This window comes from Acerihabitans sp. TG2 (assembly GCF_035013185.1).
Classification (GTDB): Bacteria; Pseudomonadota; Gammaproteobacteria; order Enterobacterales; family Enterobacteriaceae; genus Acerihabitans.
Map to the genome: position 1 here is coordinate 1 of NZ_JAYGJO010000031.1, position 25,828 is coordinate 25,828.

The window sequence follows — 25,828 nt, forward strand, 5'->3', positions numbered from 1 at the left end:
CTGCACGCTTTCACCCGAATCACTTACCTGAGTAAGCTCATCGGGTTCATTTGTTTGCCGCCTGCCTGCAACTCGAAATCTATTGGGTATGCTCCCTTCATCTTTCAAGCTGCAGGTGTGTTGGCTGCACGCTTTCACCCGAATCACTTACCTGAGTAAGCTCATCGGGTTCATTCGTTTGCCGCCTGCCTGTAACTCGAAATCTATTGGGTAATATCCGTTATCTTTCAAATTGCTGGTTGGGTATAATGAGAGTGCTTATTCTGTACGTTCTAGGCACGGAACGATAGCCCGGAAGAGAGAATAATTATTATCGAAAATTGCGTTGGAACACGCTAATTTATGCAAAGGATCACGTTAACAAGGTTTATGCTTGGCCTAGCGCCACGTAATCCGGCGTTTAACTACGATGCTTATTATATTGCCCGGATAGCGGAGGAAAGATGTTTGGCTATCGCTCGGCGTCGCCGAAAGTGCGACTGGTTACCTCCCGGCTGGTGGTGCGTTTGGTACTTGAACGGGACGCCTATCTTCTGGCTGATTATTATGCGGCCAATCGGGACTATCTTAAACCCTGGGAACCGGTTCGCGATGAAAGCCACTGCGCGCCCTCCGGATGGCAGGCCAGGCTGGGTTTAATTACCGAAATGCACCGGCAGGGCAGTGCCTACTATTTTGTTTTGCTTGATCCGGATGAAAAAGAGATCTACGGCGTGGCCAATTTCAGCAACGTGCTGCGTGGTTCATTTTATGCCTGTTTTCTCGGTTATTCCCTGGGTGAAAAATGGCAAGGTCAGGGATTGATGTTCGAAGCCTTGCAATCCGCGATACGTTATATGCAGCGTTATCAACAAATGCACCGCATCATGGCCAACTATATGCCTCACAATCAGCGTAGCGGCAATCTGCTGGCCCGCCTTGGTTTCGAGCAGGAGGGGTTTGCCAAAGATTACCTGCTGATCGATGGTCAATGGCGCGATCATATACTGACCGCCTTGACCAATACCACATGGACTCCGGGGCGTTAAGCTCCCGGTTCGGAGACAGTATGACGTTACGGATTGGGCTTGTCGGGCTCGGCGGTATTGCGCAAAAAGTGTATCTCCCCTTGTTATGCCAAAGCGACCATTGGCAGGTTGTTGGCGCCTTCTCGCCAAACCAGTTGAAAGCCCGTGTCCTGTGCGACAGTTACCGCATCAGTTGCTATTCCACGCTGTCTGCTCTGGCGGCCGATTGTGACGCGGTGTTTGTGCATACCAGTACTGATAGCCATTTTGCCGTGGTGGGGCAGTTGTTGGCACTGGGTGTCCATGTTTACGTGGATAAGCCTTTGGCCAGTACACTAGAACACGCGCAACAATTGGTGGAGCTGGCGGTCCGTAAGCGGCGGTTTTTGATGGTGGGATTTAATCGCCGTTTTGCCCCATTGTATCTGCGGCTGAAACAAAATCTGGACCAGGCGGCCTCGCTACGCATAGATAAACATCGCGCCGATAGCATCGGTCCACAGGATGTGCGTTTTACCTTACTTGATGATTATTTGCATGTCGTAGATACCGCCTTGTGGCTCACAGACGGTGCGTTGACTGGCGCTGGCGCGGCGGTGCCATGCCAGGGGACGACACTTAAGGGTGGGGTATTGCAAAAAAATCCAAGCGGGCAGATGCTCTACGCCGAGCACTATTTCACCCAGCGTGGTTGCGCCATCACGACCAGTATGCACCGCCAGGCTGGCAGCCAGTGTGAGACCGTTAGCGCGGTGACGTCCGGGGCGGTCTATCGCATTGAGGAGATGCGACTGTGGCGCAGTGAAAGCCAGGGTGTGATCAGCGAGTTGCCGGTGCCGGCTTGGCAAACCATCCTGACGCAGCGGGGTTTTACCGGTGCGGTGGAGCACTTTATCGCGTCGGTGGCAAACCAAACGCCCCCTTGCGTGAGTGGCGAGCAGGCACTGCTGGCGCAATCCTGGGTTGAGCACATCCTGGCGGGTTAACCCAGCCGCTTATCTTGCCTCTCCCTGGCCGTTTTTTTGCCGGTAAATACCGTCTTTCCGGTAAATAGACCCGATCGCATTGGCGAAAATGGAGATTATGGTCCATATTTAGCGTACCGGTATATTCTGCGACAGGTTCGTAGGAAGAGGATCATGTAAACGTCCCCCATTCGGTTCTTTCATCTCTTTTTGCCGTTAAGGCACTCCGTATTCAGGCATGTGCGAACGCTAACTCACAGGTTGTGACGTGCCTCTTACCAGGGTTACGCCGCCGTTTTCATGGCGATTTAGGACGTTGGTCTGTATCGGCCATTATTGCTGACGAACGCCGTTGTGTTGACGCAACGGTTCGATTGCGCGCGGACGATAGAGACGTTAAGTGTATAACGCGCCATGTTGCATGTTTGTTAACTTGTTGCGCTCGTGGCAAGACGCTGCGGGTTAAGGTTGCTATGAGAAATATATTTGCTGGCATGTTTGGTAAGGACTCGTCACCTTGGGGCGATCGTGTTCCCGTAAGAGGGGAGTTGTTTGGCGTCGAACGTTTGGAACAACACGCCCAGACCCTGGCGAAAGCCCAGAAGGTCAGCGCCAATCCACCCACCGTTCAGTCTTTACGCCAACGGCTCAATGAAAATGCCAGCGTATTGTTGACCGCGTATCGCGACAGTGCGGCGGAATTAGAGAAAGGACGGGCGGTGATGCCGGCGGCAGAGTGGTTGCTGGATAACTACCATCTCGTCGAAGCCCAAATTCGTGAGATACGTGAGGATTTGCCACCGAGTTTCTATCGACTGCTGCCCAAGCTGGCAGCCGGGCCGTTTGCTGGCTACCCACGGGTGTTCGGCTTGGCCTGGGCTTTTATTGCGCATACCGATAGTCATTTCGACCCGGAAAATCTCAAGCGTTTTATCAACGCCTATCAACGGGTACAACCGCTCACCATTGGTGAACTGTGGGCGGTGGCCATTACGTTACGTATTGTCCTGATTGAAAACCTGCGTCGTCTGGCGGATCAGATGACTGAGGGGCGCAGCGTACGCCACGAGGCAGATGTGATTGCCAACCGGCTGCTGGTTAAAGGTAATGCGCAGGCCGCCATGGATGTGGCCCGTCTATCACGCCATGCCAAGCCCCTTAACGAACAATTTGCCGCCCAGTTGGCAAAACGCCTGCGTAATCTGGATCCACTGACCACCCCGGCACTGACCTGGCTGGAAGAAAGTTTAAACCAGCAAGACAGTTCTATCGAACTGATTGTGCAAAATGCCCAACAGCGCTTGGGTGCCTCTAACGTTACTGTGCGTAATGTTATTACCAGTATGCGTTTGATTTCCGATATTGATTGGGCCACGCTATTTGAAAGCGTCAGTCTGGTGGATGAGCGTTTGCGTCAGTACAGCGCCTTTGCCGAAATGAATTTCACCACCCGCAATCTCTATCGCAGCGCTATCGAGCAATTAGCGCGGGGATCGGCCCTAAGCGAACTGGATATCGCGGGACGGGTATTAAGCATCGCGCAAGAGGCGGCGGCAGAGCAGACCGACCCGCGTGAAGCGGCCAGGATGGGTGACCCGGGTTATCATCTGATTGCCAAGGGCAGAGGCGCGCTGGAACGGGCGATTGGCTTCACACCCCCCTGGCATCTGCGCATCAACCGGGTGGTCATCCGGCCTGGCATTGTGGGTTATGCCGGGATGATTATCGTTTTTTCTTTGCTGTTGGCGGCATGGGCTGCGGCTATTTTGCATTCGCAGTTGCCGATTGTCGGCGCGCTAGGGGTCTTTATCCTGCTGGCGTTGCCCGTCTTTAGTGACGCCGCCAGCGCCGTGGTTAACCGCATGATCAATTGGCGGCTCGGGGCATCACCCCTGCCCGGATTGGCGCTCACCGACGGGGTTCCCTCCTCCTTGCGCACGATGATTGTGGTGCCGGTATTGTTGACGGATCATCAGGATATCATTGAGCAAATCGAACGCCTGGAGGTGCATTATCTGGCGAGCGGAAAAGGGGATATCACCTTTGCCCTGTTGTCCGATAACCTGGATGCATACCAGGAGACATTGCCTGGCGACGCGGCGTTACTGGACTTCGCCCAAGACGGTATTGCCCTGCTTAACCAGCGGTATTGCTCGGGGCCGGCCGGCGCGCGCTTTTTATTATTGCACCGTCAGCGCCGCTTTAATTCGCAGGAGGGGTGCTGGATGGGGTGGGAGCGCAAGCGCGGTAAGCTGCATGAGCTTAATCGTCTGTTGCGTGGTGCCGCCGATACTAGTTTTATTGCGGGCAGCCAGGTGCCGTCAGGGGTGCGTTACGTCATCACCCTTGATGCGGACACCCGCTTGCCACGCGACACGCCGGTGCGGCTGGTGGGTAAAATGGCCCATCCGCTCAACCAGCCAAAATACGACGCGCAGCATAAACGGATCATCAGTGGTTATGGCATTCTGCAGCCGCGCGTCACGGCGTCGTTGCCTTTGGGTGGTGAAGGGTCGATCTATCAGCGCGTATTCTCCGGACCGGGCGGCATCGATCCTTATGCGGCGGCGGTATCGGACGTGTATCAAGACCTGTTTGGCGAAGGATCCTATACCGGCAAAGGGATTTACGATGTGGATGCTTTTGAAGCCGCACTTGATCAACGGATCCCGGACAACACCCTGTTAAGCCACGATTTGTTTGAAGGCATTTATGCCCGTGCCGGGCTGGCATCGGATGTTGAACTGGTGGAAAACGCCCCGGCCCGTTACGATGTGGTGTCAAAACGGCAGCACCGTTGGACGCGCGGCGACTGGCAGTTATTGCCCTGGATCATCAGCGGGCGTAGTGGTGAATGCCCGGTCCCGGCTGTGGGCCGCTGGAAAATGATCGACAACTTGCGCCGCTCCCTGGTAGCACCGTTTAGCCTGTTGGCGCTGGGCTGGATCTGGCTGTTGCCCTCGCCGTTGCCCGCAGTGGGCATGTTGTTGATTATTGCTGCGATGGCTGTGCCATCGTTGGTGCCAATAGTCTGTGATCTCTTGCCGCGTCGACGCCGCATCCCGCTGGGCAAACATCTGCGCAATGTGCTGGTGGATTTCCGTTATGCTTTGCTGCGTATCGGGCTGCAGGTGGTATTTTTAGCCGATAATGCCTGGCACATGATGGATGCCATCGGTCGTACCCTGTTTAGGATAAGCGTGAGTCATCGCCGGTTGCTGGAATGGACCACCTCGGCGCAAACCGGCGTGAGCCCACGGTTGACGCTGTGCGGGTTTTACCGGCGAATGGTTGGCGGGATCGTGCTCGGACTGGTTATTGCCGGCGCGGCCGTGCTGCTGGCGCCTTGGAATGCACCCCTGGCCGGTCTGTTTGCTCTGTTATGGCTGTTGTCGCCGGTGGTAGCAGTCTGGGTCAGTCGCCCACCCAGAATAGCGCCTCAGACGGTGTTATCCCCACAGGAGATCCAAACCCTGCGGTTGATTGCACGGCGTACCTGGCGTTTTTTTGAAACCTTTGTGACACCGGCGGAAAATATGCTGCCGCCGGATAATTTTCAGGAAGACCCGCGGCCAGTGGTGGCGCATCGCACTTCCCCTACCAATATCGGCCTTTATTTGTTATCCACTGTTGCCTCCAGAGATTTTGGCTGGGCCGGCAGTATCGATAGCCTGTCGCGGTTGGAAGCAACCTTGGCGTCGTTAGATAAACTGCAGCGCTATCGTGGTCATTTTTTCAATTGGTATGAAACCCGTAACCTGGAGGCGCTCCTTCCCGCTTATGTCTCTTCCGTGGACAGCGGCAACCTGGCCGGGCATCTGATTGCGTTGGCCAACGCGTGCGAAGAATGGTGCGAGAACCCGGTGACGACGGCTTGGCGCGCCGGGACCTTGGATCACCTTATATTGATCCGCCAGGCCTTAAAGAAAACCCGCGACGAGCACCAAATACCACTAGACATTATGCTCTCGGAAATAGAACGTCTGGTGAAACAACCGCTGGCGGATGAAAGTCCCTTGCCGCGTCTGGCTGAAATTGCTGAGGAAGCCTATGGACTGCTCGCCGATCGGGTGATGAGCGAGCACGCTTATGACCTGAACGAAGATCAGGTGATTGATGAACACAACGTTGCGGACCCCGATCTGCTGTTTTGGCTGGCGGCATTACACCACGGGCTGGCCGGTCATAATGAGGATCGGTTGCGCTCATCGGCCGCTACGCAACAACTGGCACGGCGCTTTCAATCCTTGGCTGATCGTGCACGGGCGTTGGCCATGGCAATGGACTTCCGCTTTCTGGTGGACGAAGAGCGTAAACTGCTCTCCATTGGTTACTCATTTAGCGATAACCAGCTCGACAGCGGCTGTTATGATCTGCTGGCGTCCGAGGCCCGCTTGGCCAGCTTGTTTGCCATCGCTAAAGGTGATATTCCCACCCGCTACTGGTTTCGCTTAAGCCGTGCCGCCATTCAATCAAGTAAAGGGGCGGCACTGATCTCCTGGTCTGGCTCCATGTTTGAATATCTGATGCCGTCGCTGGTGATGCGTGCAGCGGCCGGTACGTTATTGGAGCAAACCAATCGGGTGGTGGTGGCCCATCAGCAAGCCTATGGGCATAGCCTGGGAATTCCCTGGGGCGTATCCGAGTCGGCCTATAATGCCCGTGATCTGGAATTTACCTATCAATATTCCAACTTTGGTGTGCCTGGGCTGGGTTTGCAGCGCGGTCTGGCGCAAAACCGGGTTATCGCCCCTTACGCTACCGCCCTGGCCTCTATGGTGGACGGTCGCGCTGCGGTACATAACCTCCAGCGGTTGGCGGAGATAGGTGCTAGCGGAACCTATGGTTTTTATGAAGCACTTGACTATACTGCATCGCGTTTGCCGGCCAACCAGAAGGTGGCTATTGTGCGCAGCTATATGGCCCATCATCAGGGAATGAGCATTGTCGCTTTGGACAACACCTTATTACAGGGCCGGATGCGTGCGCGTTTTCATCGTGAACCGATGATCCAGGCCAGCGAACTGCTGTTACAAGAACGCATGCCACGTGAAGTGGCACTCAGCAAACCTCATGCTGAGGAAGTGAAAAAAACGATGGTTAAGGCCGGACATACCTTCACCACTCAGCGTCGTTTTTCTGCGCTACCGGCTGGCGCGCCGGTCACGCACTTGGTATCCAATGGGCATTATGCCGTGATGTTGACGGTATCCGGTGGTGGTTACAGCCGTTGGGGCAATATTGCCATTACCCGCTGGCGTGAGGATGTGACTTGTGATGAGAGTCGTGGATTTATCCGTTTACGCGATCTACGCAGCGGCAAAATATGGTCGCCTGGTCTACAACAGCATGGTATTACCAGCCAAAGCGAACGGCGCATTCGTGCGCTCAAGGGCAAGTCCTATAATCAGGTGATTTTTAGCGAGGACGATGCCACTTATATCCACCATGACCGGACGTTAACCACCACGATGAATGTGTTGGTCTCCGGCGAGGATGACGGTGAAGTAAGGCGGGTTATGCTCACCAACAGCGGTCGTCGTACGCGGGAAGTCGAACTCACGTCTTATGCGGAAATCGTATTGGCACCGCACAGTACCGATGTTGCCCACCCCGCGTTCGCCAAAATGTTTGTGCAAACCCGTTACCTGTCGGAATTTAGCGCGCTCATAGCGACTCGGCGCCCGCGCACTGTCGATGAACCCCGGGTATGGGCGGCGCATTTGGCGGTGGTTGAAGGTGAGAGTCTGGGCGATACCCAATATGAAACCGATCGGGCGCGTTTTATCGGTTACAATACCTCGGCCACCCTCGGTGACGCGGTGATAAACCGTGACCCGCTATCCAATACTGTTGGTACGGTGCTGGATCCCATCTTTTCCTTGCGGCGTAAGGTCCGTATCCCTTCAGGGGCTTCGGTGCGGGTGACGTTTTGGACCTTGGTTGCCACCACGGAAACGGCGTTGATGGCGTTAATTGATAAGCATCATGACCGTGGCGCCTATAAACGGGCAAAAACCTTGGCCTGGACTCAGGCGCAGGTGCAATTAAGACATCTTGATATCAATACTGAGGAGGCGGCCGATTTCCAGCGTCTGGCGGCACCATTGTTGTATGCCGATGCACGCTTTCGTGCGCCATCGGCGGCGATCATTAGCGGCGCTGGCGCCCAATCTGCACTCTGGCCCTTATCCATTTCCGGTGATTTTCCCATCGTGCTGCTGCGAATCGACGATATCCAGGATATCGCCCAGGTAAAACAGCTACTACGTGCCCATGAATATTGGCATATGAAATTGCTTAGTGTTGATCTGGTGATCATCAACGAGCACGCCTCATCGTATTTACAGGATCTGCAAATCGCTATTGAAACGGCGGTACGCAGCAGCCAGTCGCATCCGCGCTACTCCGGCAATGCCAACCGCGGCAGTGTCTACACCTTACGTGCTGACCTGATGACCCAGGAAGCACGCATGTTGCTGCAATCCGTGGCTCGGGTCTCGCTACTGGCGCGGCGAGGCACGATAAGCACGCAGTTGGCAGCGCTTGAGCTGCCGCCAGTGACGTTATTGCCGCAGCGCAAGCTAAGGTTGCCGTCACCGCCCGCAGTCGTATTGCCAATACCTGTGGGTCTGGCGTTTTATAACGGCACCGGGGGATTTGCCAATAACGGGCGTGAATACGTGGTGATAATGGATAAGCAAACCCAGCCGCCGGCACCTTGGATTAATGTGATTGCCAATGAGGACTTCGGCTTTCAGGTGTCGGCCCGGGGCAGTGGTTATACCTGGGCGCAAAATAGCCGCGAGAATCAGTTGACCCCTTGGTTGAACGATCCGGTGCTCGATAGCGGTGGGGAGGCTATTTATATCCGTAATGAGGATAACGGCACTCTGTGGAGTCCGACGGTCCACCCGATTAATGATGGTGGACGTTATCTGGCTCGACATGGTTTTGGCTATTCACATTTCGAGCACCATACGCTCGATTGCGCCACCGACCTGCTGCAATATGTGCCGCTGGAGGATTCAGTCAAAATTTCCCGACTCCGGTTGCGAAACCTGGGTGATCGTCCGCTGCACCTGTCCGTTTCCGCTTATGTTGAATGGGTACTCGGTACCTCGCGCAGTGCATCTGGCCCTTATATTGTCAGCGAGCAAGACGCCCAGACCAATGCGGTTTTTGTGCGTAACACCTGGGCCACCTCGTTTCAAGGACGGGTGGCGTTTGCCGACCTCAACGGTGCTCAGGATTGCTATACGGGCGATCGCACTGAATTTCTTGGCCGCAACGGTTCACTTAACGCCCCGGCGGCGTTATTGAGCGGCAGTCATTTGAGCGGCGCCAGCGGTGCGGGTTTTGACCCCTGCACGGTCTTGCAAACGCACATAGAGATTGCGGCCAATCAAACGGTGGAAGTGATTTGGTTCATCGGTCAGGGCGACTCGGCGCAAAGCGCCCAGCAATTGATAGAGAAGTACCGACGTGCGGATCTGGATGCGGTGCTGACTCAGGTAAAGGATCACTGGCAACGGCGATTGGGCGCAGTGCAGGTGACCACGCCCGATCCAGCCATGGATATTATGCTTAACGGCTGGTTGCTTTATCAAACCCAGGCCTGTCGGATTCAGGCTCGGTCAGGATTTTATCAGGCAAGTGGTGCTTATGGATTTCGCGATCAACTGCAAGATGGTATGGCGCTAACCTTTTCACAGCCTGAACAAACCCGCGGTCATTTATTGCGTGCGGGGGGGCGACAATTCCCGGAAGGTGACGTTCAGCACTGGTGGTTGCCACATTCAGGGCAGGGGGTGCGCACCCGGATTTCCGATGACCGGGTTTGGTTATCGTTTGCGGTGGCGACCTATATCGCCTGCAGCCACGATGAGACGGTATTGGATGAAGTGCTGCCCTATCTGGAAGGGCCGGGTCTGGCGGAAGGCGAATATGACGCCTTTTTCCAGCCGCTGGTCTCAGGTGAAAGTGCGACGCTTTATCAGCACTGCGTGGGAGGGATAGAACAATGTCTGACGTTAACCGGAGCACACGGTTTACCGCTGATGGGCACTGGGGACTGGAACGACGGCATGAACCGAGTGGGAGAAGGCGGCAAAGGCGAAAGTGTCTGGCTTGGCTGGCTGTTAATTCGCACCCTGGCGCTATTTTCGCCATGGGTCGCCACCCGGGAACCAGAACGGGCGGTACGCTGGCAGGCACACGCCGAGTCTGTGCGCCAGGCTATCGAACGTGACGCCTGGGACGGGGATTGGTACCGCCGTGCGACCTTTGATGATGGCAGTTGGCTGGGTAGCCACGAAAATGACGAGTGCCAGATCGACTCCATTGCCCAATCGTGGGCGGTACTGTCCGAATCCGCCGAACCGCAGCGGGCCGCCACGGCCATGGCCTCGGTGGACCGGTTGTTAATTCGGCACAAAGAGCAACTGGCGCTGTTATTTACGCCGCCCTTTGATAATACGCCTCGCGACCCTGGTTATATTAAAGGTTATCCACCAGGGCTGCGGGAAAACGGCGGTCAATATACCCATGCCGCCATGTGGGCGATCCTGGCATTTGTCGGTCTGGGACAGGGTGACAAGGCCCATGAACTGTTCGCACTGCTCAATCCGGTAAACCACGCGCTCACACCCGAACAGGTGAAACGCTATAAAGTGGAGCCCTATGTTATCGCCGCCGATGTCTATTCGGTCGCGCCACACATCGGGCGTGGTGGATGGACCTGGTACACCGGTTCTGCGGGCTGGATGTACCGTGCTGGTATTGAGGGCATTCTCGGTATTCGTCGCGAGGGGAAAACCCTGATTGTCGCCCCTTGTATCCCCGCTGATTGGCCGGGCTTTGATGCACAGGTGCAGGTACTCGATACACACTACAGTATCAAGGTGACTCAGCGTAGCGGGCCGAAGCACGCCGAGATTGAGGCTTTGCTCGATGATCAGCCGCTGACGCTGGTGGCGCAGCAGGCACATGCACCGCTTGATGGAGGAACGCATCACCTGCTAGTGAAAATGTGAGTTCAGTGACCGCTGAAGGCTGAAATCGGGGGGATGCATCACCTGCTAGTGAACCTGTGAGTTCAGTGACCGCTGAAGGCTGAAGCAGCACGAGGCGCCACGCACGGCAGCGCAGCGACATCAACCCCGGGTTGCCGTGCGTGGCACCGATACTCCGCTGGTTACCCGAAGTAACAACTCGGGGTAGCGCTTTGTTAAAGTCAGGGTAGACTATGCGCACTAATAAAAAGAGCGGAACGTTGCTGGGGACCGGTATAGCAGAGTTGTGCCATGCTTGTCGCCACCACGCCCAGGCGCGGTAACAAATCACACATGAATTTATTGAAATCACTGGCTGCTGTTAGTTCCATGACCATGTTTTCCCGGGTGCTGGGTTTTGCCCGCGATGCGATGGTTGCCCGCATTTTTGGCGCCGGTATGGCGACAGATGCTTTTTTTGTCGCGTTTAAACTGCCCAACCTGCTGCGGAGAATTTTTGCCGAAGGGGCTTTTTCACAGGCCTTTGTACCGATCCTGGCTGAATATAAAACCCAGAAAGGAGAAGAAGCCACCCAGACGTTTATTGCGTATATCGCCGGTTTACTCACGTTGGCACTGGCGGCGGTCACGGTGGCCGGCATGCTGGCCGCACCTTGGGTTATTATGGTGACGGCCCCAGGGTTTGTCGACTCGCCGGATAAATTTGCCCTGACGTCGTCGTTATTGCGAATCACCTTTCCCTACATTCTATTGATCTCATTGGCGTCGCTGGCGGGCGCTATCCTCAATACCTGGAACCGTTTTTCCGTGCCGGCATTCGCGCCGACCTTACTTAACGTCAGCATGTTGTGTTTTGCGCTGTTTGGTGCGCCGTATTTTCATCCACCGGTGCTGGCGCTGGCTTGGGCGGTGGTGGTGGGTGGGGTATTGCAATTGGGTTATCAACTGCCGCACCTGAAAAAAATCGGCATGCTGGTCATGCCGCGTTTACAGTTTCGTGATGCGGGAGTGTGGCGGGTACTGCGTTTGATGGGGCCGGCCATTCTGGGCGTCTCCGTAAGCCAGATTTCACTTATTATCAATACCATTTTTGCTTCTTTTCTGGTCTCTGGCTCGGTGTCCTGGATGTATTATGCTGATCGCCTGATGGAGTTTCCTTCCGGCGTACTGGGCGTGGCATTAGGCACCATTTTGTTGCCCTCGCTAGCGCGGACTTTCTCTAGCGGCAATCATGAGGAATACTCGCGCCTGATGGATTGGGGGCTGCGACTGTGTTTTGTCCTGGCTCTGCCGAGTGCCGTTGCCCTGGGAATTTTGGCAAAACCTTTGACGGTGGCACTGTTTCAGTATGGTCAGTTCACCGCGTTTGACGCGTCGATGACGCAGCGGGCGCTGATGGCCTATTCAGTGGGTTTAATCGGACTGATTATGGTCAAGGTGTTGGCACCCGGTTTTTATTCCCGCCAAGATATTAAAACGCCGGTGAAGGTGGCGATTGTGACGCTGATCGCCACTCAGTTAATGAATCTGGTGTTTATCGGCCCGTTAAAGCACGCCGGCTTGGCTTTATCCATTGGCCTGGCCGCTTGCCTTAACGCCAGTCTGTTGTATTGGCAACTGCGCAAGAAAAACATGTTTCAACCGCAGCCAGGCTGGTTGGGTTTTTTGATCCGCATGGTGATTGCGGTGATGCTGATGGCAACGGCATTGCTCGTTATGATGTGGGTCATGCCGGACTGGGCGCAAGGCAATATGCTAGAGCGTCTACTCAGGTTGGCACTGGTGGTGGCGGTGGGTATCGTGGTGTATTTCTCCGCGCTGTTGGCAATGGGCTTCAGGCTACGGGATTTTGCCCGCTCCGTTAGCTAGGACCGGTATACCCCAGGCGGTGAAAGCCCCAAAAACCTGAACCTGATGGGCAGAGTTAAGTGAATGTGCCGGGTAACATCGGCACATTTCGCCTACGTGTTGGTGTCGAGAGAGACCATCCATAACGAATGGCCTCAATGTGACAAAAAAGCCTACGCTTCCAGTCTGGGTTTGGTTAGTGACAGGCGACTAAATCCGCCATTTGTTCCTCATTAGGCAAACCGACAATTTGCTGTAATTTATTATCGTGATTTAAATAATAAATTGCGGGCGTTCCATTCGCCCCCAGGCCATCCATCAATTTCTGATTATATTGGATCTGATCCCACGCGGGACGCGGTGTGCTGGCAGGTAAATCCGGCACAGATTTGCCGTTTGATAGTTCAAAATCGTGCCAGGCTTTTGCCGGATCGCTGGCGGAAATAATGGCAGAAGCATAACGACCACTATCGGGTCTTAACATGCCAACCAGTTGGGTTTTGAGCTGAATTTTCTTTGACTCGATGGCCGGTTGTGCCGCTTGCCAGAATTTTTTACAATAGGGGCAAAAGGGGTCGGCGAAGACCACGACTTGGCAACTGGCCTCGTTGCTGCCCTCACTGATGCCGGGTGCCTTCAGCAGTTTCTTCCACATTTCACGACCTGCGGGAATATAAATTTCATCATTGATGATTTTTTCACTCAGGTTATTGCCTTGGGCATCATACATATAGCCCGATATCGCATATTTCTTATCAGGGGTGAGATAAAGGGTCACGCCATTGTCCTGAAATTTACCCAGCCATCCCTGTACGCCGCCGGGAGCGGTGAACGGCTTGATAATCTGCACGCCTTGTTTCTCAATCTGCTTAACCGGCGCGGGCAAGTCTTGAGTGTCTGCCTGAACATTCAAGCTCAATAGAATTGCACCGACCAGAAGTATCCGGTTTTTCATGTACCTCTCCTTTGTGTTGTTCGCTAATGATTCATCCACAACCCGTGACCGTTATTCCCTCTGACGCCTGGTTGAAACCTAGAGATTGCCCATCCGCAGCCTGTGCCACAGATACACGTAAAAATAGGAGGCAGCGACGCCTGAAAAAATAGCCATGTCTTATCTGCGTGAAACTATAAAAAAATGTGTATAAACCGTCCGTTATTCACGAAAGACACAGTTTTTTAGGTATATTCGTCGCTCGGTTAAGGGAGAAGTGTCATCCAACGGCGGGCACCATGCCACCGTCACAAACAACGACAGGACCAACAGCAATTGTCCTGACATAAGCAGTACGTGCTCAAAAAACACCGGTTGGGTCGACAGCAGTGAATGGGCGCTGAGCTGGCAAGGTGAAAGGGATGCTGATGCGTGAGTATCAACATCGGACTGCGTAGAAAAAGCAACATTTGCGGATGTCATCTGCAGATCACGTAGCACCGAAGCGCGCTGTGTAAGGCAGATCACCATGACAAGACAGGTTAATGCCAGAAACGCTATCGCTTTCCATTGACGATTACGATCATATTGTGAGTTCACTGATGTCATCATCGGTCCATAGCCGTCGTACTTCACGTTGCAGATGCGTTGGCCATACTCGGCCCTTCTTTGGGCCGGCTCACCCCCAGTCACTTACTCATGTCAGCGCCTGGGAGCGTCGCGTCGCTGCGTCGCCGACGTCCTGCAACACGAACCATGCAGGCTATAGCATCAAGCAGAACGCTAAAAATGACAAGGTGTAATGTGTTACCTGAAAGCTCCACACCATGGTGTGATGCTTTCAGGACGTGCTGAAGCTTACATGCGTTCAACCGTCTGGATGCCCAGCAAATCCAGTCCTTGGCGCAAGGTTTTTGACGTCAATAACGCCAGCTTGAGTCGGCTTTGCAGTATGGCCTGACTGTCGGCATTGAGGATTGGACAATGCTCGTAGAAACTGGAAAACAGCCCGGCCAGGTCGTAGAGATAGGAACACATGACATGGGGGGTACCGTCGCGCGCCAGTACGGTAACGGCTTCCTCAAACTGCAACAACCGTGCCGCCAGCAGAGTTTCCTGCACTTCTTCCAGGCAAACTGGCGCTGTCAATTGCTGTTCATCCAGACCGCTACGTTTAAATACCGAGGCAACCCGGGTATAGGCGTACTGCATATAGGGTGCGGTATTGCCTTCAAACGCCAACATATTATCCCAGTCGAAAATGTAGTCAGTGGTGCGACTTTTCGATAAATCGGCGTATTTGACCGCACCAATGCCCACGACCCGCGCCAGGGTTTCTAACTCTTGGGGCGGCAAATCGGGGTTTTTGCTGGCAATCAGTGCACGGGCGCGCTCAAGCGCTTCGTCGAGTAAATCGGCCAGCCTGATGGTGCCGCCGGCGCGGGTTTTGAACGGTTTGCCATCTTTGCCAAGCATCATGCCGAACATATGGTGTTCCAGCGGTACCGATTCCGGCACATAACCGGCTTTACGTACAATGGCCCATGCTTGCAGCAGATGCTGGTGTTGACGAGAATCGATATAATAAATAACCCGATCCGCCTCCAAGGTTTCATAGCGGTATTTGGCGCAGGCAATATCGGTGGTCGTGTAGAGATAGGCACCATCCTTCTTTTGGATGATAACGCCCATGGGTTCGCCTTCCTTGGTTTTGAATTCATCCAAGTAAACCACGGTAGCACCTTCACTTTCTACCGCCAATCCCTTGGCCTTGAGGTCGGCAACAATCCCCGGCAGCATATCGTTGTACAGGCTCTCACCCATCACGTCTTTGCGGCTAAGGGTCACGTTGAGTCGATCGTAGACCAACTGGTTTTGCGCCATGGTGATATCCACCAGCTTGCGCCACATCCGCCGACAGTAGTCATCGCCACTTTGCAATTTGACCACATAACCACGGGCCCGCTCGGCGAAATCGGCATCCTCATCGTAGTGTTTTTTCGCCGCGCGATAGAATTCTTCCAGGCTGGATAATTGCATTTCCGACTCACCCCGTGACTGGATTTTCTCCATATAGGCAATCAACATGCCAAACTGGGTGCCCCAGTCGCCCACATGATTGGCGCGGATCACGTTATGGCCGAGGAATTCCAGGGTCCGTACTGCCGCGTCGCCGATAATGGTGGACCGCAGATGGCCGACATGCATCTCTTTGGCGACGTTTGGCGCTGAATAGTCCACCACAATGGTTTGCGGACTCACCGGTGTAATATTGAGGCGAGGGGCAGTCAGGGCGGCTTCTACCTGAGCGGACAACCAGCGGCGGTCGAGAAAAATATTGATAAAACCCGGGCCGGCAATCTCCACTTTTTCCGCGATGCCGTCCAACTGCAATAATGGCACCACGGCTTGCGCAAGTTGCCGCGGCGGCATAGCGAGCTTTTTGGCGGCAGCCATAATGCCGTTGGCCTGATAATCACCGAACTGTGCCTTGGCGGATTGACGAACCTGCGCTTCGCTATGCGCGGGGGCCCCGGCAGCAGTTAACGCCTGACTGACTATATCTGAGAGAAGAGCCTGAATATTCACCGTATTACCTTTCTAACTTGCGTTGGAAGCAAGAACCACCGTTCCTGGCTTCCGGCAACCTGATAAAACGACTGCACGCCGCCGCAAAATTGGAGGAGTGGGCGCACAGGCGCGGAGCATAAAGTAAAATAAACACCGCTTATACCATAATCCAGGCCGTGAGTCAGTATGGCCGGTGAGCCTTAGGTGAAAGTAGCAGTGGTTGCTGTGTGCAAGGCAAACAAAGGGGACGTATGGGTCTGTGCCAGAAAAAAACGGGACTAGCGATTACGCGGACGGCGCGATGCCCCCAGCTTGTTGCGATTGCGGGTGCGTAAATGCTGTATAATAGAATATATCGCAATGACTACAAGTATCAAACATAAGGTTAATAATATCATCTTATATACTCGAGTTATTAATTTAGTAGAAAGTAGCGTATTTTTTCGGTTGGCACAATGCATCCGACGTGCTTTGGGATAATACTTAGCATGATAAGTCAAACATGATAACTCGCTGTAAATTAAATAATTTTTATTATGAGCGTAAAAGTACAAACCACCAAAATGGGCAACGCTGAGGTGTGTGTATATTGAAATGATTAATGGCCAGAGTGGTCAACACCCGGCATTTTTCAACAAAAAAGTATTGATTATCTTCGTTCTACGCAGGAACAATAACATGAATTGGATTGACGTGCCCCCATTAGCCGATCTGGTAGAGGATTTAGCCCGCTTTGAGCAACAGGTTCTGTCGCTGGCCGAGCGTCTTGGCCTGCGGCTGGATGATAACGCTATTGACCACATTTCCTTACGTTGCCATCAGGAGTCCACTGCCCAGCGTTGGTTCACGGGGTGGCAACGCTGCGGTGTCTGCCTAAAACACCAGGTATTTAATGGTCGTCCCATTGCGCTGTTCGCCCTTGAACACCCCCTCATATTGGCCAAACAGTCCATTGCATGTGTAGAGTTACCCTGGCCGGGGTTGCGTCGTTACCCTTATGAAGGATGGGAACATATCGAGATCGTGCTGGTGGGACCGTCGCACACCTTGGTGCCGCGGGCGTTAACGCTGTTGGACGATGACGCGTTGGCGGCCCCGGGTATCAGCATCAAACACAGCACCCCTTATGATCCGGCTGAACGGTTGCCTAACCCGACCCTGGCGATTAGCGACGGTCAAGTGACCATTAAATTCCACCCCCATAGCCTGCGCAGCATCGTGGCCGCCGAGGAGAATTAAACCGCCGGGTCCCTGGAGTTAAGCTTTACGATGGCTCGCGCCATGCGTTCCACCGCCTGCACCAACAACGGGCGAGGACAGCCAAAGTTAAGCCGGATAAAATGTCGATCGCCAAAATCCGCGCCGGGAGAGAGCCCCACGCCCGCCTGTTCAAAAAAGTGCTGAGGATTATCCACCCCCAGGGCAGTGGCATCAATCCAGGCCAGATAGGTGGCTTGCGGTATCGTCATGCGCAGCTCGGGGATACTGGCCAGTCGTGCGGCCAGCCAGTCTCGATTGCCGCGCAAATAGTCCAACTGCTCCGTCAACCAGGGTTGCCCATCGCGCCACGCTGCGGCGGCAGCCACCAGGGCCAGAATGTCCACATTGGGCACGATGCCACTGCGTTGTGCCGTGAAACGGCTACGCAGCCGCGCATTGGGGATAATGGCGGCTGATGCGCCCAGCCCGGCGATATTGAAGCTTTTTGATGGTGATACCAATGTAATGGAACGCTGCGCTGCGTCGTCGTTCAACGAGCCAAAAGGGATATGTTCGACTCCCGGTTCCAACAACACATCACAATGAATTTCATCGGAACAAACCGACAAATCGTGGCGTCGGGCAAAATTGAGCTGTTGCTCCAGCTCTGCGCGCCGGTAAACGGTTCCGCCCGGGTTATGCGGGTTACATAACATTAATAACCGTTCCGTTCCATCCATCCCGGCGGGCAGACCAGACAAATCGACCAACCAGCGACCCCGGTCCAGCCTCATGGGTGCCAGGCGCTGTTCTCGACCAGCGCCGCGCGCCGCACCGCGAAAGGGGGGGTAAATAGGTGAGGGGATCACCACGCTCTCGCCTGGCTGGGTTAATGCACGTACCGCTAAATTAAGACCGCTAACCAATCCTGGCAAAAATACCAACCAATCAGGTTCGATATGCCAATGATAACGCTCGCTCATCCGGGCCACCAATAGCTCGGCAAGGTCCTTCGGCGGTGCGCCGTAACCGAATATTCCGTGCGCCACCCGCGCCTGTAAGGCCTCAATGATACAAGGTGGTGAGCGAAAATCAGTATCGGCGACCCACAGCGGAATCACGTCCTGGGCTGAATACTTTTGCCATTTATAACTGTCACTGTGACGTCGGTCTATACTTTCGTCAAAGTTGAATGCCATAGTCATTTCCACAGTGTGATAAAAATAAGAGTAATACTATCTTATCATGGCTATAAAACACTTCTAATCAGAGCGGATAGCCCATTTTTTATGTGTCTGAAATCCTGATGCGCCTATAAGGAGTTTGCAATGCCTAAATTGGAAGTCTGCTGTTATAGCCTGGAATGCGCAATGACGGCGGAACTCGCAGGTGCGGACCGGATCGAGCTTTGTTCGGCACCAAAAGAGGGGGGGCTTACCCCGTCATACGGCCTGCTCAAACTGGCACGGGAACAGCTTACGCTGCCGGTTCATCCCATCGTTCGGCCGCGTGGCGGCGATTTTTGTTATTCCTCTAGTGAATTCGACGTTATTGTGCAGGATCTTGAACATATCCGCGCGCTGGGGTTTCCTGGCGTCGTGGTCGGCATATTGGACGCTGAAGGGCATATTGATCTCCAGCGGATGCGACACATTATGCGTTTATGCGAGGGAATGGCAGTGACATTTCACCGCGCCTTCGATATGTGTCTGAACCCCTACCAAGCGTTAAATCAATTAACCGATATGGGCGTCGCGCGCATCCTCACGTCCGGCCAGCAGCAAAGCGCCGAGATTGGATTAGCCTTATTAAGGGAACTAAATGGTCAGAGTCGTGGTCCCATTATTATGGCAGGGGCTGGCGTAAGATTGACAAATTTATATAAGTTCCAACAGATCGGTATCCACGAACTGCATAGCTCGGCCAGACAGCTGGTGGCGTCCTCCATGCGCTATCGCAAGGCGGGTGTCAACATCAGCGTCGACAGCGAGGTGGACGAATTCGCCCAGTACTGCGTCGACGCCGATATGGTCGCGGCGATGAAACAGGCATTAACGTTACCGAGCCCGGCGCACCGCACGCTCTGAACTCAAGATTTTGCCGCGCTCACGCACACTACCTACACGGTTTCGCGTTGCGAAAAGGGGCAAGCGAGTCAATCCTGATGGTTTACGTCAGTAAGCTTTTGGATGAACAAACTTTGCTTTGATACCGACAGCGTGAAACACGATGGGTATGACTCACGTGATGCTTGCAAGTACCAAGCCCCAACCTTTTTTTTTGGGGCTTTTTTTTGTGCCGATTTCGGCAACTCAGGGCTTACGGGCGATCACTACCGCACGCCGCGGAGCGGGGTAACCCTCCACCGTCAGACTCGGGTCGTCGGGATGCAGGAAATCAGCCAGCGACTCGCTGGTCATCCAGTCCGTGCGGCGCTGTTCACTGGTGGTGGTGAACGACATATCCACCAGACGTACCTGTTCAAAACCACATTTTTCCAACCAGGACATCAGCGCGCCGGTCGAGGGGATAAAATAAACATTGCGCATCTGCGCATAACGTTCACCTGGGACCAGCACTTGCTGGTCATCACCCTCGATCACCAATGTCTCCAACACCAGTTCGCCGCCGCTGACCAATTGATTTTTTAACTGCAGCAAATGATCCAGGGGGGAGCGGCGGTGATACAGCACCCCCATGGAAAATACCGTATCGAAGGCCATCAGGTCAGGTAATTGTTCTATCCCCAAAGGCAGCAGGTGTGCCCGTTGATCCCCGCCAAGCATTTTGCGCACCGCCTCAAACTGGCAAAGAAACAGCTGCATGGGATCAATCCCCACCGCCAGACTGGCGCCGGCGCCGATCATCCGCCACATATGATAACCGCTGCCACAACCCACATCGAGCACCAGTTTGCCCGCCAGCGAGCTGATATGCGGCAAAACCCGCTCCCACTTCCAATCGGAACGCCATTCGGTGTCGATGTCGATATCGTAGAGGGAATAAGGGCCCTTGCGCCAAGGCATTAACTGACGCAGCAGGTTTTCAATCCCTGCCTTTTGCCCCGCAAGCAGTGGTGACTCACCCTGAGCTGACACGCTATGCAGTAAATCGAGCCGACACGGTGTTAGGCTAGGCAACCGATCAACAGTGTTAAACCACAGCCTGAATTTACCGTGCAGCGAGTCCTGTTGCCAGGCACTTAATTGTGACGGCAAAGTATTGAGCCAGTGGCGCAGTGGACCCTTGGCAATTAACTGATAAAAATCCCCAAAATCGGTCATGCCGTTGCCCCGGGTTTAATGGCGATCAACGAACCGAAATTGAAACATTGGAACCAGACTTCGGCATGTCCGAAACCGGCCTGCTGTAGGCGAGTTTTGTGGGTTTCCACCGTGTCGGTCAGCATGACGTTTTCCAGTAGGCTGCGTTTTTGGCTTATTTCCAGCTCGCTGTAGCCGTTAGCGCGTTTAAAGTCATGATGCATATTAAATAACAGATCGCCAATCTCGGCGTCGGCAAAGATGAATTTTTCCGACAGCACCACCGCGCCACCCGGATTCAGCCCGGCAAATACCCGGTCCAGCATGCTTTGCCGGTCCACTGGATCTAAAAATTGCAGGGTGAAATTCAGTACCACTAATGAGGCATTAGCGATCGGTACATTACGGATATCCGCTTCCAGCACCTCAACGTCAGTGGTGGCGCGAAACGCATCAATGTGCCGGCGGCAGCGTGCGACCATGGCGGAGGAATTGTCCACCGCGATGATCCGGCAACCCTCGGCGGAAATATTACGTCGCATGGCCAGGGTGGCTGCGCCAAGGGAGCAGCCGAGATCGTAGACCAGCGAACCAGGGGTGACAAACCGCCCGGCCAACATACCGATCATCGAAATAATGCTGGAGTAGCCCGGCACTGAACGTTGAATCATATCAGGAAACACTTCGGCGACCCGTTCGTCGAAGGTCCAGTCGCCAAGTTGCGCTATGGGGGTGGAAAACAGATTATCGTGGTTAGTCATCAATATGTCGGAAGTATTCTGGGAAAGCCGGCATTCTAACAGATTGGCGGTGCAAAGCATGTGCCGCCAATCGTTGTTGCCCAGAATACTGGCTCGCCCATAACGCCGCCAGGCTAAAACAATGACGCTTGTTGCGGCCAGGGCGGCATGGGGCCGAGCTGCGGTATGCGGTCTGCCAGCAGCGGCCATAAGCGCTGAGCTAGGCGCGGGGCGTAAGCAATATCCGGGGTATGGATAAATAAGAACGGGTTGTGGTCTTGCTGCCACAGGGCCAGTTTGTCTAACCAGGGTTGGAACAGTTCCTGGCTGTGATCCATATCGTCATTGCCAATAAATCGCACCAACGGCCGTGTGCCGGTCAGCACGGCGTGAACCGGCACGCGTGGCTTTTGCCGCTGCGCCGTCAGCATGGCAGGTGTGGATGCGTGGGACAAATGGACCGGACGGCTATCGAGTATCACCCGGTTAATGCCACGCTGTTGTAGACCAAGATTGAACCGACGCTCATCGTCGCCTTTGGCGAAAAACAGTGGATGCCGGACTTCTACCCCGTAGCTAAAGGGGGAGGGGAGTGCATCAAGGAACGGCCAGAGGTGATCGAGCTCAGTGGGACCGAAGCTGCTAGGCAGTTGCAGCCAATATTGGCCAATACGTTCGGCCAGTGGCGCCAGCAGCTGAAAAAATTGCGCCAGGAGCGGCCGGAAATCGCGCAACCCACCGTGGTGGCTGATGGTGGCGGGAAATTTAAAGCAAAAGCGAAAATCATCGCTGGTCATGGCGCGCCATTCGTGCACGCGTGCTGTTTCGGGCAGGGCATAAAGCGTGGTATTGCCCTCCACGCAAGTAAAGTAGCGGGCATAATCCGCCAAGGTTACCAGGCCCAGACGGCTCCAGGCGCTATGATGCCATTGTGGCAAACCGATATACATGGCGTTGGGCTCCTTTCTGGACCTGTTTACGGATCACCCGTTCACTACAGGATTAAAATGCAGCCAGCACCGCTTCGCTGTCGCGTACCCGGCTGATGCGCGGGAAAATATTCTGCATGCTGTTATCATGTTGTTCCTTATTATGAGCACTGCAGACATCTTCCACCAGCACCAGTTCATAACCCAGTTCCCAAGCATTGCGGGCGGTGGACTCTACGCCAATATTGGTGGAAATACCGCCCAATACGATAGTGTTAATGTTCCGGCGACGCAGTTGCAAATCCAAATCCGTACCATAAAACGCACCCCATTGCCGTTTAATGATCCGAATATCGCTGTCCTGTACACCCAACTGTGGCGGAAACGCCAACCAGTTGTCTGGCAGCGCAGCACCTGCGGTGGCCATGTCCACCGGTTGTTTTGGCGCATCGGCGAAATCTGCCGCCCAGCCGACGCGTACCAAGACAACCGATGCGCCGGCCTGACGAAAGTGAGTAGCCAGGCGCCCGGCTCGGGCCACCACCTGTTCACCGGTGTATGGACCACCGGCGAAAGGGAGGATCCCTTGCTGTAAATCGATAAGCACCAATGCGCTGCGCGCGGGGTCGAGGGTAAGCATAGTCTGTCTCCATAGGGTAAATAAGGATTAAAACAGGGTGTTGATGGTTCAGATAACAATCAATAGAGGGTATGTTAGAAATGTCATGGGGTGACAGCATCAAATGGGAAAATTTTGTTAATAAATATATTAGGGATTGTCTCGCCAACGCAGATGTGTGCCACAAACTATGGCGGACACCGACTAATGAAACATTATTTGACCTGCCAGGCCCTTGGGGGTGCGGACGGGCTTATCCTGTGAATGAAATTCCTCTATAATGACCGACTTTCGAACGCCGTCAAAAGAGCAATCGCATCGCCGCCAGCGTTATCCGCCGCTTATCGGCGGAAAATCCGGTCTGGCGCATGCCCAACGACGCGTGACATCGTGGGCGGCGATAGCCTGGGTGTGACCCAATTAATGAATAACAGCCTTACCCGCGTCTTTGGACGGTACGGGCTGAATACTAAGGATATAGTTATGCGTACTGTATATTGCGGGCAGTTAAATCTGTCCCATGTGGGGCAGGAAGTGACGTTGTGCGGTTGGGTCAATCGCCGTCGCGATCTGGGCGGGTTGATTTTTATCGACATGCGTGATCGGGAAGGGCTGGCACAGGTGTTTTTTGATCCCGATCGCCAAGAGGCATTCAGCCGTGCGGCGGAACTGCGCAATGAATTTTGTATTCAACTGACCGGGATTGTCAGAGCGCGGCCCGACAGCCAGATCAACCAAGACATGGCCACCGGCGCCGTAGAAGTCTTGGCCACTTCGCTTACCATTATCAATCGCTCCGAGCCTCTGCCGCTTGACTCCAACCAAAATAATACCGAAGAGCAGCGGCTGAAATACCGTTACCTGGATCTGCGTCGCCCGGAAATGGCGGAACGTTTAAAGGCCCGTGCCCGCATTACCAGCTTTGTACGCCGGTTCATGGATGCTCAGGGGTTTCTTGATATTGAAACGCCGATGCTGACCAAGGCTACGCCGGAAGGCGCGCGCGACTATCTGGTGCCGAGCCGGGTACATAAAGGTAAGTTCTACGCGTTGCCGCAATCCCCCCAGCTGTTTAAACAACTCTTAATGATGTCGGGTTTTGATCGTTATTATCAGATCGTCAAATGTTTTCGCGACGAAGATCTGCGCGCCGATCGCCAACCCGAATTTACCCAGATCGATGTTGAAACCTCCTTTATGAGCGCCGACCAGGTGCGCGAAGTCATGGAGCGTCTGATTCGCGAGCTGTGGCAGGAGATCAAAGGTGTCGATTTAGGGGCATTTCCGGTCATGGACTATGCCGAGGCAATGCGCCGTTTTGGTTCTGATAAACCCGATCTGCGCAATCCGATGGAAATCGTCGACGTGGCCGATCTGGTCAAGGATCTGGAATTCAAGGTGTTCTCCGGTCCGGCTAACGATATTGCGGGCCGCGTGGCAGCGTTACGGGTCCCGGGCGGCGCACTGCTGAGCCGTAAACAAATCGACGAATACGCTAAGTTTATTGAAATCTATGGTGCCAAGGGCCTGGCGTATATCAAAGTCAACGACATCACCCACGGTTTGGACGGGGTGCAAAGTCCCATCGCCAAGTTCCTTAACGCCGAGGTGCTGGCGGCGCTGTTGGTGCGTACCGGTGCCCAGGACGGCGATATGCTGTTTTTCGGAGCCGATCGCAGCAAAGTCACCACCGACGCACTGGGCGCGTTGCGTCTCAAGTTAGGTCGAGACCTGAAACTGACGGACGAAAAACGTTGGGCACCACTGTGGGTGATTAATTTCCCTATGTTTGAAGAAGCTGAGGACGGTGGGCTGGCGGCGATGCACCATCCGTTCACCGCGCCTTTGGCGATGAACCCGGACGAATTGCTGTCCAACCCCCTTACTGCGGTGGCGAATGCCTATGATATGGTATTGAACGGCTATGAAGTCGGCGGCGGGTCGGTACGTATCCATCGTGGTGAAATGCAGCAAACCGTGTTTGGCATTCTTGGTATTACCGAACGTGAACAACGGGAAAAATTTGGTTTCCTGCTCGATGCGCTTAAATACGGTACGCCTCCTCATGCAGGCCTGGCCTTCGGTCTTGATCGTCTGGTCATGTTGTTGACCGGCACCGATAATATTCGCGATGTGATTGCTTTTCCAAAAACCACCGCAGCGGCCGACCCGATGACCGATGCCCCGAGTTTTGGCAATGCGGCCGCGCTGGCGGAACTGTCTATAGCCGTGGTTGGCAAAGGCAAGGAAGCGGCGGAACGCGGACAGCAATAAATGGCTTGGAAACGCCCGGTATCGGCATTGATCGTGATTTATGCCGGCGATAGTGGCCGCGTGCTGATGATGCAACGTCGTGATGATACCGATTTTTGGCAGTCGGTCACCGGCAGCCTGGAGGGGGACGAAACCCCCGCCATGGCGGCAAAACGAGAGGTTGCCGAGGAAACCGGTATCAATATTGATGTTGAAGGCCTGACCCTGCGGGACTGCAAGCGTTGCATCGAATTTGAAATTTTCAGTCATTTGCGCCATCGATATGCGCCTGGAGTGACGCGCAATACAGAATATTGGTTCAGTTTAACGTTACCCTCTGAGCGAACACCTGCACTGAGCGAACATCTGGCTTTTCGCTGGCTGCCCGCCACGCAGGCGGCATTGTTGACCAAATCCTGGAGCAATCGACAGGCGATTGAAGAATTTGTTATTTATCCGGCCTGAAAAGGCTTATTTCGGAGAGA

17 protein-coding genes are annotated in these 25,828 nt (G+C 54.3%); 9 read left to right on the plus strand and 8 right to left on the minus strand.

Annotation, left to right across the window (positions count from 1 at the left end; genetic code table 11):
* The first annotated feature begins 443 nt into the window (after window positions 1–443).
* The 4 genes from rimJ (at window position 444) to murJ (ending at window position 12,855) form a co-directional block, all read left to right on the plus strand.
* A complete protein-coding gene (gene rimJ / locus SJI19_RS20850; protein ID WP_323480185.1) occupies window positions 444–1,028 on the plus strand; it encodes a ribosomal protein S5-alanine N-acetyltransferase in 585 nt (194 codons plus the stop codon).
* Window positions 1,029–1,048: 20 nt separating this feature from the next.
* On the plus strand, window positions 1,049–1,993 hold the full coding sequence (locus SJI19_RS20855) for a Gfo/Idh/MocA family oxidoreductase (RefSeq protein ID WP_323480186.1): 945 nt from the start codon (window positions 1,049–1,051) through the stop codon (window positions 1,991–1,993).
* Window positions 1,994–2,445: 452 nt separating this feature from the next.
* Window positions 2,446–11,007 (plus strand): GH36-type glycosyl hydrolase domain-containing protein, encoded by an 8,562-nt coding sequence (locus SJI19_RS20860; protein WP_323480187.1) that lies wholly within the window; start codon window positions 2,446–2,448, stop codon window positions 11,005–11,007.
* A 312-nt stretch (window positions 11,008–11,319) separates the two neighbouring features.
* Window positions 11,320–12,855, plus strand: a complete 1,536-nt coding sequence (murJ, locus tag SJI19_RS20865) for a murein biosynthesis integral membrane protein MurJ (RefSeq protein ID WP_323480188.1) — start codon at window positions 11,320–11,322, stop codon at window positions 12,853–12,855.
* A gap of 175 nt (window positions 12,856–13,030) precedes the next feature.
* Here the strand turns inward: murJ and dsbG are convergent, their stop codons facing one another.
* The 3 genes from dsbG to argS form a co-directional block, all read right to left on the minus strand.
* The gene (gene dsbG / locus SJI19_RS20870) at window positions 13,031–13,789 is read right to left on the minus strand and encodes a thiol:disulfide interchange protein DsbG (protein WP_323480189.1); all 759 of its coding nucleotides are present in this window, start codon (window positions 13,787–13,789) and stop codon (window positions 13,031–13,033) included.
* A gap of 201 nt (window positions 13,790–13,990) precedes the next feature.
* Window positions 13,991–14,380, minus strand: a complete 390-nt coding sequence (locus SJI19_RS20875) for a copper-binding protein (RefSeq protein ID WP_323480190.1) — start codon at window positions 14,378–14,380, stop codon at window positions 13,991–13,993.
* Between the two features lie 246 nt (window positions 14,381–14,626).
* Complete coding sequence (argS, locus tag SJI19_RS20880) at window positions 14,627–16,357, minus strand: arginine--tRNA ligase (protein ID WP_323480191.1); 1,731 nt, start codon at window positions 16,355–16,357, stop codon at window positions 14,627–14,629.
* A gap of 660 nt (window positions 16,358–17,017) precedes the next feature.
* Between argS and SJI19_RS20885 the strand changes: the two genes are divergently transcribed.
* Window positions 17,018–17,578: a VOC family protein gene (locus SJI19_RS20885; protein ID WP_323480192.1), complete on the plus strand. Its 561-nt coding sequence runs from the start codon at window positions 17,018–17,020 to the stop codon at window positions 17,576–17,578.
* Here SJI19_RS20885 and SJI19_RS20890 read toward each other — a convergent pair.
* Entirely contained in the window at window positions 17,575–18,738 is a 1,164-nt protein-coding gene (locus SJI19_RS20890; protein WP_323480193.1) for a PatB family C-S lyase, read from the minus strand. The two genes, SJI19_RS20885 and SJI19_RS20890, sit on opposite strands and share 4 nt — an antisense overlap.
* A gap of 129 nt (window positions 18,739–18,867) precedes the next feature.
* Here SJI19_RS20890 and cutC point away from each other — a divergent pair, with 129 nt between their 5' ends.
* A complete protein-coding gene (cutC, locus tag SJI19_RS20895; RefSeq protein WP_323480194.1) occupies window positions 18,868–19,626 on the plus strand; it encodes a copper homeostasis protein CutC in 759 nt (252 codons plus the stop codon).
* Between the two features lie 225 nt (window positions 19,627–19,851).
* Here cutC and cmoB read toward each other — a convergent pair whose 3' ends face one another.
* The 4 genes from cmoB to SJI19_RS20915 form a co-directional block, all read right to left on the minus strand.
* Window positions 19,852–20,823, minus strand: coding sequence for a tRNA 5-methoxyuridine(34)/uridine 5-oxyacetic acid(34) synthase CmoB (cmoB, locus tag SJI19_RS20900; RefSeq protein ID WP_323480195.1), 972 nt, complete (start codon window positions 20,821–20,823; stop codon window positions 19,852–19,854).
* On the minus strand, window positions 20,820–21,563 hold the full coding sequence (gene cmoA / locus SJI19_RS20905; protein ID WP_323480196.1) for a carboxy-S-adenosyl-L-methionine synthase CmoA: 744 nt from the start codon (window positions 21,561–21,563) through the stop codon (window positions 20,820–20,822). Before cmoA ends, cmoB begins: the two co-directional genes overlap by 4 nt.
* Before the next feature lie 113 nt (window positions 21,564–21,676).
* Window positions 21,677–22,492 carry a DUF72 domain-containing protein gene (locus SJI19_RS20910; protein ID WP_323480197.1) on the minus strand — a complete coding sequence of 272 codons (816 nt, stop codon included), beginning with the start codon at window positions 22,490–22,492 and terminating at the stop codon, window positions 21,677–21,679.
* A 52-nt stretch (window positions 22,493–22,544) separates the two neighbouring features.
* Window positions 22,545–23,111, minus strand: a complete 567-nt coding sequence (locus tag SJI19_RS20915) for a hydrolase (RefSeq protein ID WP_323480198.1) — start codon at window positions 23,109–23,111, stop codon at window positions 22,545–22,547.
* A 259-nt stretch (window positions 23,112–23,370) separates the two neighbouring features.
* Between SJI19_RS20915 and SJI19_RS20920 the strand changes: the two genes are divergently transcribed.
* The 3 genes from SJI19_RS20920 to nudB all read left to right on the plus strand — a co-directional run bounded on the left by SJI19_RS20920 (window position 23,371) and on the right by nudB (window position 25,808).
* Entirely contained in the window at window positions 23,371–23,505 is a 135-nt protein-coding gene (locus SJI19_RS20920) for a hypothetical protein (protein ID WP_323480199.1), read from the plus strand.
* Between the two features lie 68 nt (window positions 23,506–23,573).
* Window positions 23,574–25,364: an aspartate--tRNA ligase gene (gene aspS / locus SJI19_RS20925; RefSeq protein ID WP_323480200.1), complete on the plus strand. Its 1,791-nt coding sequence runs from the start codon at window positions 23,574–23,576 to the stop codon at window positions 25,362–25,364.
* A complete protein-coding gene (gene nudB, locus SJI19_RS20930; RefSeq protein WP_323480201.1) occupies window positions 25,365–25,808 on the plus strand; it encodes a dihydroneopterin triphosphate diphosphatase in 444 nt (147 codons plus the stop codon).
* The last annotated feature ends 20 nt before the right edge of the window (window positions 25,809–25,828 follow it).

Coding starts and splice junctions, on each gene's coding strand:
- cutC (WP_323480194.1), top strand. CDS start 18,868: ATGCCTAAATTGGAAGTCTGCTGTTATAGCCTGGAATGCGCAATGACG.
- SJI19_RS20890 (WP_323480193.1), bottom strand. CDS start 18,738: ATGGCATTCAACTTTGACGAAAGTATAGACCGACGTCACAGTGACAGT.
- SJI19_RS20860 (WP_323480187.1), top strand. CDS start 2,446: ATGAGAAATATATTTGCTGGCATGTTTGGTAAGGACTCGTCACCTTGG.
- SJI19_RS20885 (WP_323480192.1), top strand. CDS start 17,018: ATGAATTGGATTGACGTGCCCCCATTAGCCGATCTGGTAGAGGATTTA.
- aspS (WP_323480200.1), top strand. CDS start 23,574: ATGCGTACTGTATATTGCGGGCAGTTAAATCTGTCCCATGTGGGGCAG.
- dsbG (WP_323480189.1), bottom strand. CDS start 13,789: ATGAAAAACCGGATACTTCTGGTCGGTGCAATTCTATTGAGCTTGAAT.
- murJ (WP_323480188.1), top strand. CDS start 11,320: ATGAATTTATTGAAATCACTGGCTGCTGTTAGTTCCATGACCATGTTT.
- cmoA (WP_323480196.1), bottom strand. CDS start 21,563: ATGACTAACCACGATAATCTGTTTTCCACCCCCATAGCGCAACTTGGC.
- SJI19_RS20920 (WP_323480199.1), top strand. CDS start 23,371: ATGACCGACTTTCGAACGCCGTCAAAAGAGCAATCGCATCGCCGCCAG.
- rimJ (WP_323480185.1), top strand. CDS start 444: ATGTTTGGCTATCGCTCGGCGTCGCCGAAAGTGCGACTGGTTACCTCC.
- SJI19_RS20855 (WP_323480186.1), top strand. CDS start 1,049: ATGACGTTACGGATTGGGCTTGTCGGGCTCGGCGGTATTGCGCAAAAA.
- SJI19_RS20875 (WP_323480190.1), bottom strand. CDS start 14,380: ATGATGACATCAGTGAACTCACAATATGATCGTAATCGTCAATGGAAA.
- cmoB (WP_323480195.1), bottom strand. CDS start 20,823: ATGACCGATTTTGGGGATTTTTATCAGTTAATTGCCAAGGGTCCACTG.
- SJI19_RS20915 (WP_323480198.1), bottom strand. CDS start 23,111: ATGCTTACCCTCGACCCCGCGCGCAGCGCATTGGTGCTTATCGATTTA.
- SJI19_RS20910 (WP_323480197.1), bottom strand. CDS start 22,492: ATGTATATCGGTTTGCCACAATGGCATCATAGCGCCTGGAGCCGTCTG.
- nudB (WP_323480201.1), top strand. CDS start 25,365: ATGGCTTGGAAACGCCCGGTATCGGCATTGATCGTGATTTATGCCGGC.